At 63.8% G+C, this 16,823-nt stretch carries 14 protein-coding genes; 5 read left to right on the forward strand and 9 right to left on the reverse strand.

What is annotated here, in order from left to right; translation table 11 throughout:
• Positions 1-2 precede the first annotated feature (2 nt).
• Positions 3-1,283, forward strand: coding sequence for a glycerate kinase type-2 family protein (locus tag GSQ88_RS01465; RefSeq protein ID WP_159005490.1), 1,281 nt, complete (start codon positions 3-5; stop codon positions 1,281-1,283).
• A gap of 127 nt (positions 1,284-1,410) precedes the next feature.
• Here GSQ88_RS01465 and GSQ88_RS01470 read toward each other — a convergent pair whose 3' ends face one another.
• Complete coding sequence (locus tag GSQ88_RS01470; protein ID WP_159005492.1) at positions 1,411-1,944, reverse strand: MarR family winged helix-turn-helix transcriptional regulator; 534 nt, start codon at positions 1,942-1,944, stop codon at positions 1,411-1,413.
• Positions 1,945-2,158: 214 nt separating this feature from the next.
• Here GSQ88_RS01470 and GSQ88_RS01475 point away from each other — a divergent pair, with 214 nt between their 5' ends.
• From GSQ88_RS01475 to GSQ88_RS01490, 4 genes are all read left to right on the forward strand, one after another.
• Positions 2,159-3,199: a branched-chain amino acid ABC transporter permease gene (locus tag GSQ88_RS01475; protein WP_174247891.1), complete on the forward strand. Its 1,041-nt coding sequence runs from the start codon at positions 2,159-2,161 to the stop codon at positions 3,197-3,199.
• Positions 3,200-3,204: 5 nt separating this feature from the next.
• Positions 3,205-4,974, forward strand: coding sequence for a branched-chain amino acid ABC transporter ATP-binding protein/permease (locus GSQ88_RS01480; RefSeq protein ID WP_159005595.1), 1,770 nt, complete (start codon positions 3,205-3,207; stop codon positions 4,972-4,974).
• Positions 4,971-5,726 (forward strand): ABC transporter ATP-binding protein, encoded by a 756-nt coding sequence (locus GSQ88_RS01485; RefSeq protein ID WP_159005494.1) that lies wholly within the window; start codon positions 4,971-4,973, stop codon positions 5,724-5,726. The genes GSQ88_RS01480 and GSQ88_RS01485 overlap by 4 nt, the downstream gene beginning before the upstream one ends.
• 267 nt (positions 5,727-5,993) lie before the next feature.
• Positions 5,994-8,591, forward strand: a complete 2,598-nt coding sequence (locus tag GSQ88_RS01490) for an EAL domain-containing protein (RefSeq protein WP_159005495.1) — start codon at positions 5,994-5,996, stop codon at positions 8,589-8,591.
• Between the two features lie 294 nt (positions 8,592-8,885).
• Here the strand turns inward: GSQ88_RS01490 and GSQ88_RS01495 are convergent, their stop codons facing one another.
• From GSQ88_RS01495 to GSQ88_RS01530, 8 genes are all read right to left on the reverse strand, one after another.
• Positions 8,886-10,037 (reverse strand): ABC transporter substrate-binding protein, encoded by a 1,152-nt coding sequence (locus GSQ88_RS01495; RefSeq protein ID WP_159005497.1) that lies wholly within the window; start codon positions 10,035-10,037, stop codon positions 8,886-8,888.
• A 97-nt stretch (positions 10,038-10,134) separates the two neighbouring features.
• Positions 10,135-10,554 carry an acyl-CoA thioesterase gene (locus GSQ88_RS01500; protein WP_159005499.1) on the reverse strand — a complete coding sequence of 140 codons (420 nt, stop codon included), beginning with the start codon at positions 10,552-10,554 and terminating at the stop codon, positions 10,135-10,137.
• A 112-nt stretch (positions 10,555-10,666) separates the two neighbouring features.
• Positions 10,667-11,428, reverse strand: coding sequence for an SDR family NAD(P)-dependent oxidoreductase (locus GSQ88_RS01505; RefSeq protein WP_159005501.1), 762 nt, complete (start codon positions 11,426-11,428; stop codon positions 10,667-10,669).
• 37 nt (positions 11,429-11,465) lie between these two features.
• Complete coding sequence (locus GSQ88_RS01510) at positions 11,466-13,367, reverse strand: feruloyl-CoA synthase (RefSeq protein ID WP_159005503.1); 1,902 nt, start codon at positions 13,365-13,367, stop codon at positions 11,466-11,468.
• 1 nt (position 13,368) lies between these two features.
• Entirely contained in the window at positions 13,369-14,169 is an 801-nt protein-coding gene (locus GSQ88_RS01515) for a crotonase/enoyl-CoA hydratase family protein (protein ID WP_159005505.1), read from the reverse strand.
• 222 nt (positions 14,170-14,391) lie between these two features.
• A complete protein-coding gene (locus tag GSQ88_RS01520; protein WP_159005507.1) occupies positions 14,392-14,853 on the reverse strand; it encodes a DUF3237 domain-containing protein in 462 nt (153 codons plus the stop codon).
• 3 nt (positions 14,854-14,856) lie between these two features.
• A complete protein-coding gene (locus tag GSQ88_RS01525) occupies positions 14,857-16,161 on the reverse strand; it encodes a TRAP transporter large permease (RefSeq protein ID WP_159005509.1) in 1,305 nt (434 codons plus the stop codon).
• 6 nt (positions 16,162-16,167) lie between these two features.
• On the reverse strand, positions 16,168-16,677 hold the full coding sequence (locus tag GSQ88_RS01530; protein ID WP_174247893.1) for a TRAP transporter small permease: 510 nt from the start codon (positions 16,675-16,677) through the stop codon (positions 16,168-16,170).
• Positions 16,678-16,823 lie beyond the last annotated feature (146 nt).

A 16,823-nucleotide genomic window follows, 5' to 3' on the forward strand; every position in this document is an offset into this window, starting at 1 on the left:
CGATGACCGATCGACGTCCCCTCCTGCGCGCCATCTTCGATGCCGCCGTTGCCGCAGCCCATCCCGATGTCGTGCTGTCGGCGCATTTGCCCAACGCGCCGGTGGGCCGGGTGATCTGTCTTGCCGCCGGCAAGGGCGCCGCCGCCATGGCGGTGGCGGCGGAGCGGCATTATCTCGACGGCCTCGGGCTGGAGCCATCGCGCCTGATCGGTATCGCCACCACGCGCCACGGCCACGGCCTGCCGACGCGGCGCATCAGGGTGGTCGAGGCCGGCCATCCGGTGCCCGACGAGGCTGGACTGAAGGGCGCGGCCGACAGCCTGGAACTGGCCGCGACCGCGGACGCCGGCGACCTGCTGCTGGTGCTGCTGACGGGCGGCGGCTCGGCGAACTGGATCGCGCCGGTTGACGGCGTGTCGTTCGTGCAGAAGCAACAGGTGACGCGGGCGCTGTTGCGCTCGGGGGCGCCGATCGGCGAGATCAACACCGTGCGCAAGCATTTGTCGCGGATCAAGGGCGGCCGGCTCGCGCGCGCCGGGAAGCGCGCCGAGATCGTGACCTTGGCGATCTCCGACGTTCCACGCGACGATCCTTCGGCAATTGCGTCGGGGCCGACGGTGCCCGACCCGACTACGCTTTCGGATGCCCGCGCCATCCTCGCGAAATACGATTTGACCGTCGACGACGCCGTCCGCCACGCGCTCGACGACCTCCATAATGAAAGCTGCAAGCCCGGCGATGCGGCCTTCGCGCGCGCGCGGTTCGAGCTGATCGCGCAGCCGCGGGCCGCGCTCGACGCCGCGATCAAATTGACAAAAGACGCCGGCTACGAGGTCATCGATCTCGGCGCTGACCTGGAGGGCGAAGCCCGCGATGTCGCCGCCGATCATGCCCGACTGGCGTTGCAGGCGCGCCGCGACGGCAAGCGCGTCGCGATCCTGTCCGGCGGCGAATTGACCGTGACGGTGCGCGGCAACGGCCACGGCGGCCCCAACCAGGAATATGCGCTGGCGCTGGCCAGCCTGCTCAAGGACACGCCGAATGTTTCAGCGCTGGCGGCCGATACCGATGGCGCCGATGGCGGCGCCGGCGACGCCACCGATCCCGCCGGCGCGATGATCGATCAGGCCACCTTTGCCAGAATGAAATCGCTCGGCCTCGATCCCAAGGCCTATCTGGAAAACAACGACGCCACCGCGTTCTTTGCCGCGACCGGCGATCTGTTGCTGACAGGGCCGACATTGACCAATGTCAACGACGTCAGGGTGATCCTGGTGGATTGACACCGGGGACGTCATCCTGAGGAGCGCGTCTTCGCGCGTCTCGAAGGATGGTGTTCAGCTTTGTGCTTGCGACCATCCTTCGAGGCGCGCAAGAAAGTGCGCGCACCTCAGGATGACGGCTTACCGCTCAAAACTCCCGTGCGATCGTCGCCAGCATTTCGAGCAGCGCGACGCGGTTGACGGGGCCGAGCAATTCGTTGAGGCGGGCCTCGTGCTTGGTGGCGACCAGCTTCTTGGCGCGGGCCAGCACGGCCCGGCCCTTGTCGGTGAGCACCAGGATGTGGGAGCGGCGATCATTAATGGAGCGCATCCGCGCGCACAGATCGCGGCTTTCCAGCCCGTCGAGCATGGTCACGAAATTCGGCCTGAGAATGCCGAGCGTATTGGCGATTTCGGTCTGGTTGCGCCCCGGATTATTGTCGAGCAGCAGCAGCACCGAGAATTGCGCGGGGGTCAGTTGCAAGGTCGCCACGCAGCGCAGGAAGTCCTCGAATACTTTCAACTGCGCCCGCTTGAGCGAGTAGCCGAGCAATTCCGACAATTCGCCCAACTGCAACTCGCCGGCCTCGGCAACACCCTCGGCCCGGTCCTTGCGGGCGGGGCGCGGGGCCTTTTCGGGGTCGCCGGCAGTCTTCAATGTCGCGCTCTTGGAAACAGTCATCGCTCGCGGTTCGCAATCTCGCTAGATTGAAGGAACGGACCTGCGCCGCTTTTTCCGGCCCGGGCTTGAGATTATATTTGATAATTGTTATCCACTATATCAAATATCGGCAGGCTTTTTCAACTGCTGTTATCGAAGGCACGTTCGGGCGGCCTCAACGGGCGCGGCCGGCGGACGTCTTTCGGGGGATCGCCTGTAGGGGGAGCGTCCGGTCTTGAACACGACGATCATGCTGTTCCTGGTGCAGGACGGCATTACCAATGGCGCGATCTACGCGTTGCTCGGCCTGGCGCTGGTGCTGGTGTTCGCGGTCACGCGCGTGATCCTGATTCCGCAGGGCGAATTCGTCACCTATGGCGCGCTGACCTATGCCTCGCTCTCGGCGGGCCAGTTTCCGGGCACCGCGCGGCTGGCGCTGGCGATGGGGATCGTGGCGTTCGGTTTTGACATTTATGTCGCCCGAAAGTCGCTGCGCCGGCGTTTGGTCGGCCGCGCCATCATCGTCAATATCGCGCTGCCTGCGATCGTGTTCGCGCTGACCTATGCGCTTGTCGGCCACCCAAGCGGCATCGCGGTTAACATCGCGCTGTCGCTGGCGATCGTCGCCATGATCGGGCTGTTTCTGTATCGCATCGCGTTTCAGCCGATCGCGCACACCTCGGTGCTGGTGCTGCTGATCGCCTCGGTCGGCTGCCATCTGGCGATGCAGGGCTTTGGACTGCTGTTCTTCGGCGCCGAAGGCCAGCGCGGCCCTGCGCTGTCGAACGCGGCCTTCACGCTGGGTCCCCTACGGTTTACCGGCCAGAGCATCGCGGTCTATGTCGTCACCGCAGCCTTCATCGTCGGTCTGTGGCTGTTTTTCGGCTTTACGCTGACCGGCAAGGCGCTGCGCGCCACCGCGGTCAATCGCCTCGGCGCCCGTCTGGTCGGAATCCGCACCACCTTGGCGGGGCAGCTCGCCTTCCTGATGGCCGCCTTGATCGGCGCGGTCTCGGGAATCCTGATCGTGCCGATCACCACGCTGTATTACGACACCGGATTCCTGATCGGCCTGAAGGGCTTTGTCGCCGCGATCATCGGCGGCCTCGTCAGCTATCCCTTGACCGCGGTCGCAGCCCTCGTCGTCGGCATCGTGGAGGCGTTCTCCTCGTTCTACGCCAGCGATTTCAAGGAGGTCATCGTGTTCACGCTGATCCTTCCGGTGCTGGTGTTGCGGTCGCTGGCACAGCCCGCGGTCGAGGAGGAGAAGGATTGATGGCGATGCCGCAGCGGTTGCCGATCCTTCTGTTCGCGCTGGTGATGGCGGCGATTCCGTTCGTCCCCGGCATGCCGCCATTCTGGATCGTGCTGTTGGACAATATCGGCCTGTCGGCGTTGGTGGCGATGGGCCTCGTGCTCTTGACCGGCGTCGGCGGCCTGACCTCGTTCGGCCAGGCGGCGTTCTGCGGCTTTGGCGCCTACACCACGGCGGTGCTGACCACGACCTACGGCCTGTCGCCATGGCTGACCTTGCCGCTGTCGCTCTTGGTCAGCGGCATCGCCGCGGTGGTGCTCGGGCTGGTCACGGTGCGGCTGTCCGGCCATTATCTGCCGCTCGGCACCATCGCCTGGGGCATCGGGCTGTTTTATCTGTTCAGCAAGCTGGAGTTCCTCGGCCGCAATGACGGAATTTCCGGGATCCCGCCGCTGTCGATCGGCTCCCTCAGGATGATCGATCCCGGAACCATCTACTTCGCGATCTGGATCGCGGTATTGATCGCGGCACTGCTGACAATGAACCTGCTGGACTCCCGCACCGGCCGCGCGATCCGCGCGCTGCGCCGCGGCCACATCGCTGCCGAGGCGTTCGGGGTGCACGCGCCGCGCGCCAAACTTTTGGTGTTCATCTATGCGGCGGTGCTGGCCGGCCTGTCCGGCTGGCTCTATGCGCATTTCGTCCGCGCCGCCAACCCGACACCGTTCGGCGCGCAGGCCGGCATCGAATATCTGTTCGTCGCGGTGGTTGGTGGCGCCGGCTATGTCTGGGGCGGCGTGCTGGGTGCGGCCATCGTCGTGATCCTGAAGGAAGTGCTGCAGAGCTATTTGCCGCTGATCTTCGGCGGCTCCAGCCAGCTCGAGACCATCGTGTTCGGCATCCTGCTGGTGACGCTGTTGCAGCTCGCACCGACCGGCGTCTGGCCCTGGCTGATGGCACGATTGCCCTTCACGCCGATCCGCAAGCGGCCGGATATGTCGCTGACCTTGCCGCCCAGGTCGCGCGCGACGGCGACGCCTTCGGTGTTGCTGCAGATCGACCACGCGCGCAAACAATTCGGCGGCGTGATCGCGGTCAACGACGTCTCCTTCGATGTGCAGGCCCGCGAGATCGTCGCGCTGATCGGGCCCAACGGCGCCGGCAAAAGCACCACCTTCAATCTCATCACCGGCGTGCTGACCGCCTCCAGCGGCAGGATTTCCGTGCTCGGCAAGGCCATCAACAATGCGCCGCCGCAGGACATCGTCAAACTCGGCATCAGTAGGACTTTCCAGCATGTCAAACTGGTGCCTGACATGACCGTGCTGGAGAACGTCGCGATCGGCGCGCATCTGCGTGGTCATTGCGGCGCCATCTCCAGTATGTTCCGGCTCGACCGCGCCGACGAAGCGCGATTGCTGGCGGAAGCGGCGCGCCAGATCGAGCGCGTCGGATTGGGCGAGCAGATCAACCAGCTTGCCGGCAGTCTCTCGCTCGGCCAGCAACGCATCGTCGAGATCGCGCGCGCGCTGTGCGTCGACCCGATCCTGCTGCTGCTCGATGAGCCCGCCGCGGGGTTGCGGCACATGGAGAAGCAACAGCTCGCGAGCCTGCTGCGCCAGTTGCGCGACGGCGGCATGTCGGTGCTGCTGGTCGAGCACGACATGGGATTCGTGATGGATCTGGCCGACCGCATCGTGGTGCTCGACTTCGGCACCAAGATCGCTGAGGGCACGCCGGGCGCGATCAAGTCCAACCCCGATGTGATCAAGGCCTATCTCGGAGCGGTCGCATGAACGGTCACACGAATCCCCGCACCGCCGCATTGCTCAGCGTTTCCGACGTGCATGTCGCCTATGGCAAGGTCGAGGCCGTTCGCGCGGTGTCGCTCGACGTCGCCGACAACGAGATCGTCACCATCGTCGGCGCCAACGGGGCCGGCAAGAGCACGCTGTTGAATGCGATCATGGGCATCCTGCCGCTGAAGGGCACGGCCGCTTTCGCCGGGCAGGACATCGCCCCGCTCGATATCGAGGATCGTGTCGCCGCAGGCCTCAGCCTGGTGCCGGAGCACCGCGAACTGTTCGCCACCATGAACGTCGAGGACAATCTGCAGCTCGGCGCGTTCCGGATCGCGAAGAGCAAAGCCGCCGCCGCATTCGAGCGGGTCTACCATTTGTTTCCGCGGCTGAAGGAGCGCCGCAAGCAATTGGCCGGCACCCTGTCGGGCGGCGAGCAGCAGATGCTGGCGATGGGCCGCGCCTTGATGGGCACGCCAAAGCTATTGATGCTGGACGAGCCCAGCCTTGGCCTGGCGCCGATCATCGTCGCGGATATTTTCCGTATCATCGGCGAGTTGCGCGCCAACGGCGTCTCGGTGCTGCTGGTCGAGCAGAACGCGCGGGCCGCCTTGGAGATCGCCGACCGCGCCTATGTCATGGAGCTTGGCGAATTCATCCTAAGCGGCCCCGCCCGCGAGATCGCCGCCAACGCGCGCGTCGCCGCGAGCTATCTGGGGTTTCAGCACGAAGGCGCGAGCGGGATCTAGAGTTCATCGCGCAGTGACGCGCTCGACTTCCCTCCCCCTTGCGGGGAGGGGCGAGAAAGATGCGCCGCGGAATCCGTCGCTCCAGTGACGACGCTCCTCATGAAATCTTAAGCATATTATCAGTTCGACGAGGGGTGGTGAGTTGAGAAAACACTCTCAACACCGCTGGAACCCTATGTTTGCCGCTCCAGCAATGGCTTTGCTTTCGGGTTCAAACGGCGGCGGCTTTCAACGGCACCGGTTATCAGCGGTACTCAGGGATCAACGATGCGCGCCACCGATTATACAGCGGTCGAAAGTCCCGAATTCCTGCTGGCCGCGCTCGAGCAGGCGGCCGATGCGGTGGTCATCCTCGACGGCGATCTCGGCGTCAGCCATTGCAACGCGGCAGCCGAACTGATCTGGGGAATCCCTCGCGCCGAGCTTCTGCGTCGTGACGCAGGCACCCTCGGGCTCCATGATCTGCAACAGCCGGCCTCCGAGATCACGATACGACGCAACGACGGCAGCCGCGTCCGCGCGGCTCTGTCGGTGTCGCGCGTCGAGGTCGGTAGCCGAAGCAACTATATGGTGTTTGCCCGCGACATCACCGCCGAGCTCAAGCGGCGGGAGCAGTTCGCGCTGCTGACCTTGGTGGCCGATGCGACCAACCGCGCGGTCGTCGTGACCGATCCCGATTTGAAGATCGTGTATGTCAACGCCGCGTTCGCGGGATTGTTCGGATATTCCGTCGATGAGGTCATCGGACAGCACGCCGAACAATTGCTGACCGGCCGCTGCACCGACCGCAAGGTACTGGCCAGGTTACGGCGCCGGATCAGCGAGGGAAATGACAGCGACGAGGAAATCCTGCTCTACGACAAGAACGGCGACGAAAGCTGGGTCTCGGCATCCATCAAGGCCTTTCGCAAGGAGCACGGCGGCATCAAATATTTGTTCGCGCTGCTGACCGACATCAGCGAGACCAAGCAACTGCGGTCGTTGCAACAACTGATCATGGCCGCGCTGGCCGATGAAGTTCCGATCACGCAGATCGCCGACCAGCTTTGCCGGCGTGTCGAGGCCATCGCCCCCGACGTCGTCTCCTCCCTGTTGCACGTCGATGCCGATGGACTGGTCCATCCGCTCGGCGGCCCGAGCCTGCCTGAGGACTATTCCCGCTCGCTCGATGGCACAGCCATCGGGCCGAACGTCGGCTCGTGCGGAACCGCGGCCTATCTCGGCGAAGCGGTGTTGGCGGAGGACATCGAGACCGATCCGCGCTGGCTGTCGTTCAAGGCGGGACCTTTTAAGACAGGCCCGCTCGAAGTCGGCCTGCGCGCGTGCTGGTCCACGCCGATCAAGGCCAAGGATGGCCGCGTGATCGGAACCTTCGCCTTCTATTTCAGGGAGCGTCGCGCACCGAGCCGCTGGCATCAGCGCATCGTCGATGCCTGCGTCCATCTCTGCGCGTTGGCGATCGAGCGTCAGGAGGCGCAGACCCAGATCGCCCGGCTGGCCTACCACGATATGCTGACCGGCCTGCCGAACCGCGCGAGGCTGCGCCAACTGATCAACCAGGCGATCGAGGGCTGCCCCGCGGGGAAACGCGCCGCGCTGCTGTTTGTCGATCTCGATCATTTCAAGGACATCAACGATACGCTCGGACATGGCGCCGGCGACGAGTTGCTGATCGAACTGACGCAACGTCTGCGCGGCAAAATCCGCTCCTGTGACATCCTCGGACGCCTGGGCGGCGACGAGTTCGTGATCGTGCTGACGGACTGCGACGCGGATGGCGCGTCGCGGATCGCTTCCAGCATCACCGAAGCCCTGGCGTCGCCGCTGCGGCTCGGCGAGCGGCAGGTGCCGATCTCCGCCAGCATGGGCATCAGCATCTATCCGGATAACGCGACCGACATCGACACGCTGATGCAGCAGGCGGATGCCGCGATGTACAAGGCCAAACAAGCCGGCCGTTCGACCCACCGGTTCTTCAGCGCCGACATGAACAGCGTTGCCGAACAGCGGCTGATCTACAGCGCAGCACTGCGTCAGGCGATCGCGAACGATACGCTGAAACTGCATTATCAGCCCCAGATCAGAACGGCGGACGGCACCCTCTATGGTGTCGAGGCGCTGGCGCGCTGGCATGACCCGGTGCTTGGCGAGGTGTCGCCGGGGAAATTCATCCCGCTGGCCGAGGAATCCGGCCTGATCGAACAAATCGGCCTGTGGTCGATGCGGGAGGCCTGTCGGCAAATGGCGGCCTGGCGCCACGCCGGGCTGGATGTGCCCTGCGTATCGGTCAATCTGTCGCCGCTCAATTTTCAGAATACGAATTTGGCAGCGTCTGTCGCCGAGATCATCGAGGCCTGCGGCCTGCCGCCGCAAGCGCTGATGCTGGAGGTCACCGAAGGCGTGCTGCTCAACGAACGCCTGCTGGCGATCGAAACCATGAACGCGATCCGCGAACTCGGCGTCGGCCTGTCGCTGGACGATTTCGGAACCGGTTATTCAAGCCTCAGCCGCCTGGTGCACCTGCCGATCCGCGAATTGAAGATCGACCGCAGTTTTATGCGCGATATCGAGCATGACGAGAGCGCGCTCGCGGTCGCCACCGCGGTGATCCGCGTTGGCCAGATATTGAAAATGACCGTCGTCGCCGAGGGCGTCGAAACCGACGCCCAGCGCGGCATCCTGCGAGAACTTGGCTGCGACGTGCTGCAAGGATTTGTCTTCGCCGCCGCGATGCCGGCCGAAGCGTTCGAGCGATGGCTGCTCAATTACACCGTCGAGCAGGCAAGCGCGATGCTGAGGCATCTCGGCCGATCCCTGTCGCACCCGCCAGCAAAGCCGCAGCTGCTCGATGTCTCGGTGAGGTAGGCTGATTGGCGTCCCCGAAGTGCGCAGGATCGCGTAGCTCCCCTCCCCCTGCGGGGTCCGAGGCGAGCAAAGCTCGCTCTCGAGGTCGGGGGTGGGGGTCCGCGGGCACTGAGATTGAGGCCGGACAGACAGACTCCAAAACTTGAAATCCTGCTTCGACAAGATCGCCAAAGCCTTGCTTGTTGAACCCCCACCCCCGACCCCTCCCCGCAAGGGGGAGGGGAGAAGAAAAAGCCGGCCTCGTGAGGCCGGCTTTAATTCATTCCGATCGTGCGTCTTGACGAAAGGTCCCCCTCACTTCGCCGGAACGTACTTGCCGTCCTTGACCGTCAGCAGGATGCGGGAGCGGTCGTCGAGGCCGTAGCGGTCTTTTTCTGTGAAGTTGTAGACGCCCTGGCTTGCCGCGATTTCGCGTTCGCTCAGGAAAGCCTGGCGAATGGCTTCGCGAAATTCCGGCGTGCCGGGTTTTGCGGTTTTCAACGCCACCGGGATCACGCGCAGCAGCACCTGGAAGGCGTCGTAGGCGTGGCCGGCGAACTGGCTGCGGCTGTTGGCGCCGTATTTGGCCTCATAGGCGGTGTTGAGCGCGAGGCCCGGCTTCTTGGTCAGCGCGCTGTCGGCCTGATCCTCCGGATCCATCACCGGACCTGACGCCATGATCACGCCTTCGGCCGCGGCGCCGGAGATGCGGATGAAGTCCATGCTGGCGGCGCCATGGGTCTGGTAAATCAGCCCCTTGTAACCGCGCTCGCGCAGCGCGGTCTGCGGCAATCCCGCCGCGGTACCGGAGGCGCCGACCAGGACCGCATCCGGATTGGCGGCGACCAGTTTCAACACCTGTCCCGCCACCGAGGTATCCGGCCGCGCGAAACGCTCGTCGTCGACGACCTGCAGGCCCATCGCTTCGCCCTGCTTCTTCAGATCATTGAACCAGAGATCGCCATAGGAATCGGAATAGCCGATATAGCCGACGGTCTTGATATTGTGCGCCTTCATGTGCTCGTACAGCACCTTGCCCATGATCGGCACCGGCTGCGGCATATCGACCGACCATTTGGCGCGCTCCGGCGTGATCGGAAACGGCGCGAGCCCGAGATGGGGAATTCCGGCCTCGTTGGCGACATTGGATATCGCGATGGTCGGCGGGGTCGTCGCCGAACCCATGATGACGTCGGCCTTCGATTCCGTGACAAAGCGCCGCGCATTGGTGGTGGCATTGGTCGGATCGCCGCCGTCATCGAGCACGATGATCTTGAGCGGCACGCCGCCGATCTCCTTGGGCACGAATTCCAGCGCGTTGCGTTCGGGAATGCCGAGCGCCGCGGCAGGTCCCGTGGTCGAGATCGAGATGCCGATGGTGATTTCACTGGTTTGCGCGCACGCCGGCAAAGCCGGCAGCGCCAGCACCGCCGCGGTGATCGCGGCGGACAGAAGAGCCTTATTCATTGTTTCCTCCCTGAAGTATCTTTTTAAAGCAAAGTCTTGCGGCCAATTCAGCCCCTTCTTTAGGTCATGAGACAGACCAGGCAAGCCCGAACAGACGTCAGCCCCGCATGAACCGCTCGATGATCTCCGGCGGCACGGCTGCGGATTTCAGCCGCGCCGGGTCGTCCGGGTGACGGCCGACCAGCACCCTCGTCTCGAACGCCTCGATCGCCAGCGCCTCGCCCTTGAATACCCTATGGGTGACCTCGAAGCTCGAGCGCTTGAAGCTCTCGACCCGGCTTTCGATTCCGATCCAGTCGCCATGGGTGGAGGCGATATGGAATTTCGCCCGCGTGTCCACCATGGGAATGCCGACCAGGCCGTATTTCTTGACGATGTCCTGTTTGGAGAACCCCGCGGCCTCGAACAGGATCGATGTCGAATCGTCGAACATCGCAAAATAGCGCGGGTAATAGACGATGTTCGCAGGGTCGCAATCGCCCCATTGGATCTGCACGTCACGGCGGTGGACGAACATGGTTTCACCTGACCTTGATAGAGCGGCAGCGGTAGTCCTTACACCTCTCCCGATGGGAGAGGTGACGCTGAACTCGACGTATTTTACAGACTGCTACTCGTCCTCACCAAAATTACCGCGGCGCCATGCGCAGCGAGGCGTCGAGGCGCACCACTTCGCCATTCAGATAGGGATTATCGATCATGTGCAGCGCCAGCGAGGCGAACTCGTCGGCGTGGCCGAGCCGGCGCGGGAACGGGATCGCGGCGGCAAGGCTGTCCTGCGCTTCCTGTGGCAGACCGGCCAACAGCGGCGTCAGGAACAGGCCCGGCGCGATGGTCAGCACGCGAATGCCGAACTGCGCCAGTTCGCGCGCGATCGGCAGCGTCATGCCGACGATGCCGCCTTTCGACGCCGCGTAAGCCGATTGGCCGATCTGGCCGTCATAGGCCGCGACCGACGCGGTGCAGATCGCGATGCCGCGCTCGCCGGTCGACAGCGGCTCCAGCTTGGACATCGCCGCGGTGGCGAGCCGCAGCATGTTGAAGGAGCCGATCAGATTGACCTTGATCACCTTCTCGAAATCGGCGAGCGGCATTGGGCCTTCCTTGCCGATCACCCGCTTGGCGACGCCGATGCCGGCACAATTCACCAGCACCCGCGCCGGGCCATGCGCCTTCGCGGCCGCGACCACGGCGGCTTCGGCGGAAGCCGCATCGGAAACATCGGCGATCACGGCAACGCCACCGATCTCGGCCGCGACGGCTTCGGCGAGCTTGGCGTTGAGGTCGAATACCGCGACCTTGGCGCCCTGGGCGGCGAGCCGGCGCGCGGTCGCGGCCCCCAATCCCGATGCGCCGCCGGTGACGATGGCCGCGTGATCTCTAAGCTGCATGGTTCTCTCCCTTGCTGAATTGAATTTTCGAAACCGGTTAGAGCGTGATCACATGGGCCGGTGGCGTCGGCGCATAGAGCTCCTCGACCAGCGCGTCGCGATGCTCCAGCACCGCGCGCTGATTGATCGAGCCCTTGTCGGTAACTTCGCCGCGATCGATCGACAACGGCGTATCGACCAGGACAGCACGGGTAACCCGCGTCGACGATCCGGTCGATGTCGCCAGAAATTTCCTGAACCGCTCGAAAAACGCCTCACGGATTTTTGGGTTCGCGGCCGCCGCCGCGATGTCGCCCGATGGCAGCTCGGGAGCGAGCAGCCGGCAGCCGTCGAGATCGAGCACCACCAGCGCCGATATTTCATCGCGGTTGATGCCGGCAATCACGACATCCCGCACCAGCGGCGCGCAGGCGGCGATGAACCGCGCCCGCAGCGGACCGACGCTGACCCAGGTGCCGCTGGCCAATTTAAAGTCCTCAGCGATACGGCCGTCGAAATCGAACCCGGCGTCGAAATCATCGGCAACCGCGAGCTTCAGCGCATCGCCGAATTTATAAAAGCCTTCCTCGTCGAACGCTTTCGCGGTCAACTCCGGCTGACGCCAATAGCCCGGCGTGACATTCGGCCCCTTGGCGCGAACTTCGAGCTTGCCGTTGTTGGGCACCAGCTTGGCGTCATTGCCCAGGACCGGAAGCCCGACATGGCCGGAGCGGCTGGTGTCCGGCCGCACCGACATGAAAAACGGTGAGGTCTCGGTGGCGCCGAGGCCGGTCAGGACGGGCACACGATAGCCCTTCTCCTGCACCGCGAGCGCGTCGAGACTGTTCCAGACATAGGGCGACAGCGCAGCACCCGAGAAGAACATCGCATGCAGGCGATCAAAGAACTTGGCCCGCAACGCCTGGTCGTCGCGCAGATAGGGCAGCAGCGATTCGTAGCCTTTCGGAACATTGAAATAGACCGTCGGCGAGATCTCACGGAGATTGCGCACGGTCTCCTCGATGCTATCAGGCATCGGCTTGCCCTCGTCGAGATACATTGAGCCGCCGTTGAACAGCGTCAGCCCGACATTGTGGTTGCCGCCAAAGGTATGATTCCACGGCAACCAGTCGACGATGACCGGTGGCTCGTCCTTCAGGAACGCGAGCGTTTCGCGCAACATCACCTGATTGGCGCAGAGCATCCGCTGGGTGTTGATGACCGCCTTGGGATTGCCGGTCGAGCCCGACGTGAGCAGGAATTTCGCGATGGTGTCAGGGCCGATCGCATCGTGGATCGCATCGAGGCTGGGATGCTCCGGCGTCGCCAGCAGGTCGGCCAGGCTGGTCACGTCACGTCCAGCCACCGTGCCATGCGAGACGACGATCTCGGCAGAGGCGGGAGCGTTGGCGGTGAGCGCATCGGCGAATTTGACGGCGTCGTCGGCGAACACCAGAGCGGGCGTCAATAGCTTCATCAGGAAGCCGAGCTTGCCGTAATCCCGGGAGACCAGCGAATAGGCCGGCGATACCGGACAGAATGGAATGCCGGCATAGAGCGCGCCGAACGCGATCAGCGCGTGATCGATCGAATTGCCGGACAGGATCACGATCGGCTCCTCTGCCGAAAGGCCCCGCGCCAGCAACGCTGACGCAATGCGCCGGGTCGAGCTCAGCAATTGCGCGTAGGTGATCTGCCGCCAGCCGCCGCCCTTGCTGCGCTCGGCCATGAAGACGCGGTTCGGCTCCAGCCTCGCCCAATGATGCAGGCGATCGGTCAAGCGAACCGGATAGTCGCCAAGCGGGCGTTTTGGCCGCAGATAAATCGTGCCGTCATCGCGGCGCTCGACCGACACGTCGGGATCGCCGAACGAGATCGCGCGCAGCGGCAAGGCCTTGCCGCCGCGATCGGGGGTGTTGCTGTTTGCGGCCGTTATCGCGATCTCGGGCTTTGCGCTCATGTCAGGTCGGCTTCACTTTGGCGGTCTTGCGATCGAGGAACGCCCGGATCCGCTGTTTGGCCTCTTTGTCGCTCTGCGCCACGGTCGCCATCAGGGATTCCATCAGCAAGCCGGTTTGTGGATTGGCTTCGGCGATCAACGGCAGCGCCTGCAACACCGCGAAATTGGTCAACGGCGCATTGTTCGCCACTTTGGCCGCCAGTTCCATCGCCTTGGCCAACGCGTGGCCTTCCTCGGTGAGATATTGCGCAAAGCCGTAGGAGGCGCCTTCGGTGGCGGAATAGACCCGGCCCGTCAGCATCATGTCGGTCATCCGCGCGACGCCGATCAGCCGCGGCAGCCGCACCGATCCGCCGCCGCCAACGAAAATGCCGCGCTGACCCTCCGGCAGCGCGAAATAGGCCGACGGTTCGGCGACACGGATATGCGCCGCGCAGGCCAGTTCCAGCCCGCCGCCGATCACCGCGCCCTTCAGCGCGGCGATGACCGGCACGCGGCTGTATTGAATGCGGTCGAACACCCGATGCCACATCTGCGAATGCCGCAGGCCCTCGGTGGCGTCGTGTTCGGTCAATTCCGACAGATCGAGGCCGGAGGAGAAATGATCGCCGATGCCGTGGATCACCACGGCGCCGATGCTATCCGGAAGGTCAGCAAAACAATCCTGCAGCGCCAGGATGATGCCGTCATTGAGCGCGTTGCGTTTTGCGGGGCGGTTGAGGCCCACGGTCAGCACCGCATCCTTGATCTCGATGGTGAGCAGCGCCGCCCGTTCGGCGGTCGCAGCAGCAGCGTTTCCCATGGGTTTATTGGTTCCCGTCCAGAATAGTTATGTTTTATAACTATTGGTGCAGGAGTCAATCGGGGAGTCCCGTCGTCCCGGCCTTGAGCCGGGACCCATAGCCCCCGGCGCTGGTTATTCCATAAGGCGTCAACCCCACTGCCGAAACGCGACGACACGGAGTATGGGTCCCGGCGCAAGGCCGGGACGACGCTGAGGGGTCGCTGCGCGAGCCGGTTTTCTTCACAGCACCTGATGAACGTCGATCACGACGCGGTCGGCGTGGCGGGCGGCGGAGCCGATGAAGAGATGCTCCATCAGCCAGCGGTATTTCGGGTGGCCTGTTTCGAATTTCGGCACGGTGCGGAAGTAAATTAGGCTGGGATCGACCGGTTCGCCGCGCTTGAGTTTTTGCAGCAGGTCGACCGGGCCGAAGCGAAGGCCCTTGTTCTCGACATAGACCACCGCGCCGTCATCGGTCTCGAAGGCATATTTGGCTTCGAGTTCGATCAGTTCGTTGGGCCGGATGATCTGGAAATCAGCACCGAAGGCACAGACCTTGCCGCTGATGCCCTCGCCCTTCACCTCGCCGCCGGTGATCGGGATGATGCGGCGGACGCCGGACCCGATATCGCCGACCGAGGTCACCTCGCCGATATTCGCGGTGATGGTGAAGACATATCTGGTCTGAAGTTGTGGCGTCATGAATTATCCCAACATCCTTTGCGGCAGCCATGTTGCCAGCAGCGGGAACAGAATCAGGATCACCAGCCGGATCAGATCGGTCACCACGAACGGCAGCACGCCGACGAAGATCGTGGACATGTCGACGTCCTTGATCACGCTCTTGATCACGAAGACGTTCATGCCGACCGGCGGATGAATGAGGCCGAGTTCGACCGTCATCACGATGACGATGCCGAACCAGATCGGATCGAAGCCGAGCGCCGTCACCACCGGAAACACGATCGGCACGGTGAGGATCACCATCGCCATCGCGTCCATCAGGCAGCCCAGCACCAGGTACATCAGCAGGATCAGCGCCAGCACCCCATAGGGGCCGAGGCCGAGACCGGTCAGGAATGATGTGACGTTCTGCGGCGTCTGGGTGATGGTCAGGAAATAGCCAAAACACAATGCGCCGATCAGCACGGTGAACACGGCGGCCGCGGTGCGCGTCGCCTGCAACAGCGATTGCAGGATGCCGTCTTTCGTTAGCTTGCCGCGGAGAATGCCGATGAGGAAGGCGCCGACGGCGCCGACCGCGCCGGCCTCGGTCGGAATGAAGAAGCCGCCATAGAGCCCGCCGATCACGAACACGAACAACAGCAGCGGCGACCACACGTCGCGCAGCGCGAGCAGCCGCTCATGCCATGACGCCCGCGGTCCCGCCGGCAGGAATCCCGGCCGCACGACACCGATGATGCCGATGGTGATCATGTGCATCACGATCGCGAGCAGCCCCGGCACGATGCCGGCGATGAACAGCTTGCCGATGTCCTGCTGGGTGATGATGCCGTAGACCGCGAGCACCGTGGACGGCGGCAGCATCGCCCCCAAAGTACCGCCGACCGCGATCACGCCGGCGGCAAAGGATTGCGGGTAGCCGAACCGCCGCATCTCCGGATAGGCCACCGCCGAGAACGTCGCCGCGGTCGCAACCGACGAGCCGGAAATCGCGGCGAAGCCGCCGCAGGCAGCGATGGTGGCAATGCCGAGGCCGCCCTTCCAGTGCCCGACAAAGGTGTTGGCGGCGCGAAACAATTCGCGGCTGATGCCGGAGACCGACACGAACGCGCCCATCAAGAGGAACATCGGAATCACGCCGAACGAATAATCCGTCACCGTGCGCATCGTGGTCTGGCCGACCAGTTTCAAGGCCGGTGCAAAGCCGGTGAGGTAGCCAAAGCCGGTAATGCCGACGAGGCCCATCGCCATGCCGACCGGCACGCGCAGCAGCATCAGCGCGAACAGGCTGACGAAGCCGATCAGGGCCACGGCCTCATTGCTCATATCGGCCTACTCCGCGATCTTGATTTTGGCGTCATGGATATCTTCGGGATGGAAGATCAGCCTATAGGTGCGGACCGCGATCAGCAGCACCGCCGAGACGTCGCCGATCCACGATACCAGGAAGAACGGCCAGATCGGCACTTGCAGATCCATGGTGACGATGTGCGCGTTGTAGGTGCTCACGACTTTATCGAACAGCGTATAGGTCTGCACCGTCACCACGAACAGCAGCACCGATGTCGCGAATACGTCGATCCAGCGCTGGTATTTCGGGGTTGCGTTGGCCCAGATCAGATCAACCGTGATGTGGGTGCCGCGATAGGAGGTGGCGGCGATGCCCCAGAAGATCAGGATGCCGAGCAGGAACTGGCCGAAATTGTAGTAGTCGGGAATCGTCACCGCGAAGAACTTTCGCATCACGACCGCGGTGAAGGTGTTGAGCGCGACGATGCCGACAAAGAACGCCGCGATCCATTCGATCGAATCGATGAAGCGGTCCATCACGTTCTTGCGCACCGGCGCAGGCGGGCCGGTGACGACGCCTTCGCGGGTGATTTCGGGGGTGGCGGTCATGTGTTCATGGCGGCTGGCGTGATCACTTCCACATTAAAGACCGTCATTCCGGGACACGCATCTTTGCGTGGGCCCGGAATCCATACTCC

It is taken from the genome of Bradyrhizobium sp. S69 (assembly GCF_009766005.1).
Classification (GTDB): domain Bacteria; phylum Pseudomonadota; class Alphaproteobacteria; order Rhizobiales; family Xanthobacteraceae; genus Bradyrhizobium.

What these genes read in the sequence shown, in the direction of transcription:
- GSQ88_RS01465 (WP_159005490.1), top strand. Translation starts at nt 3, where the DNA reads ATGACCGATCGACGTCCCCTCCTGCGCGCCATCTTCGATGCCGCCGTT.
- GSQ88_RS01470 (WP_159005492.1), bottom strand. Translation starts at nt 1,944, where the DNA reads ATGACTGTTTCCAAGAGCGCGACATTGAAGACTGCCGGCGACCCCGAA.
- GSQ88_RS01480 (WP_159005595.1), top strand. Translation starts at nt 3,205, where the DNA reads ATGCCGCAGCGGTTGCCGATCCTTCTGTTCGCGCTGGTGATGGCGGCG.
- GSQ88_RS01485 (WP_159005494.1), top strand. Translation starts at nt 4,971, where the DNA reads ATGAACGGTCACACGAATCCCCGCACCGCCGCATTGCTCAGCGTTTCC.
- GSQ88_RS01490 (WP_159005495.1), top strand. Translation starts at nt 5,994, where the DNA reads ATGCGCGCCACCGATTATACAGCGGTCGAAAGTCCCGAATTCCTGCTG.
- GSQ88_RS01495 (WP_159005497.1), bottom strand. Translation starts at nt 10,037, where the DNA reads ATGAATAAGGCTCTTCTGTCCGCCGCGATCACCGCGGCGGTGCTGGCG.
- GSQ88_RS01500 (WP_159005499.1), bottom strand. Translation starts at nt 10,554, where the DNA reads ATGTTCGTCCACCGCCGTGACGTGCAGATCCAATGGGGCGATTGCGAC.
- GSQ88_RS01505 (WP_159005501.1), bottom strand. Translation starts at nt 11,428, where the DNA reads ATGCAGCTTAGAGATCACGCGGCCATCGTCACCGGCGGCGCATCGGGA.
- GSQ88_RS01510 (WP_159005503.1), bottom strand. Translation starts at nt 13,367, where the DNA reads ATGAGCGCAAAGCCCGAGATCGCGATAACGGCCGCAAACAGCAACACC.
- GSQ88_RS01515 (WP_159005505.1), bottom strand. Translation starts at nt 14,169, where the DNA reads ATGGGAAACGCTGCTGCTGCGACCGCCGAACGGGCGGCGCTGCTCACC.
- GSQ88_RS01520 (WP_159005507.1), bottom strand. Translation starts at nt 14,853, where the DNA reads ATGACGCCACAACTTCAGACCAGATATGTCTTCACCATCACCGCGAAT.
- GSQ88_RS01525 (WP_159005509.1), bottom strand. Translation starts at nt 16,161, where the DNA reads ATGAGCAATGAGGCCGTGGCCCTGATCGGCTTCGTCAGCCTGTTCGCG.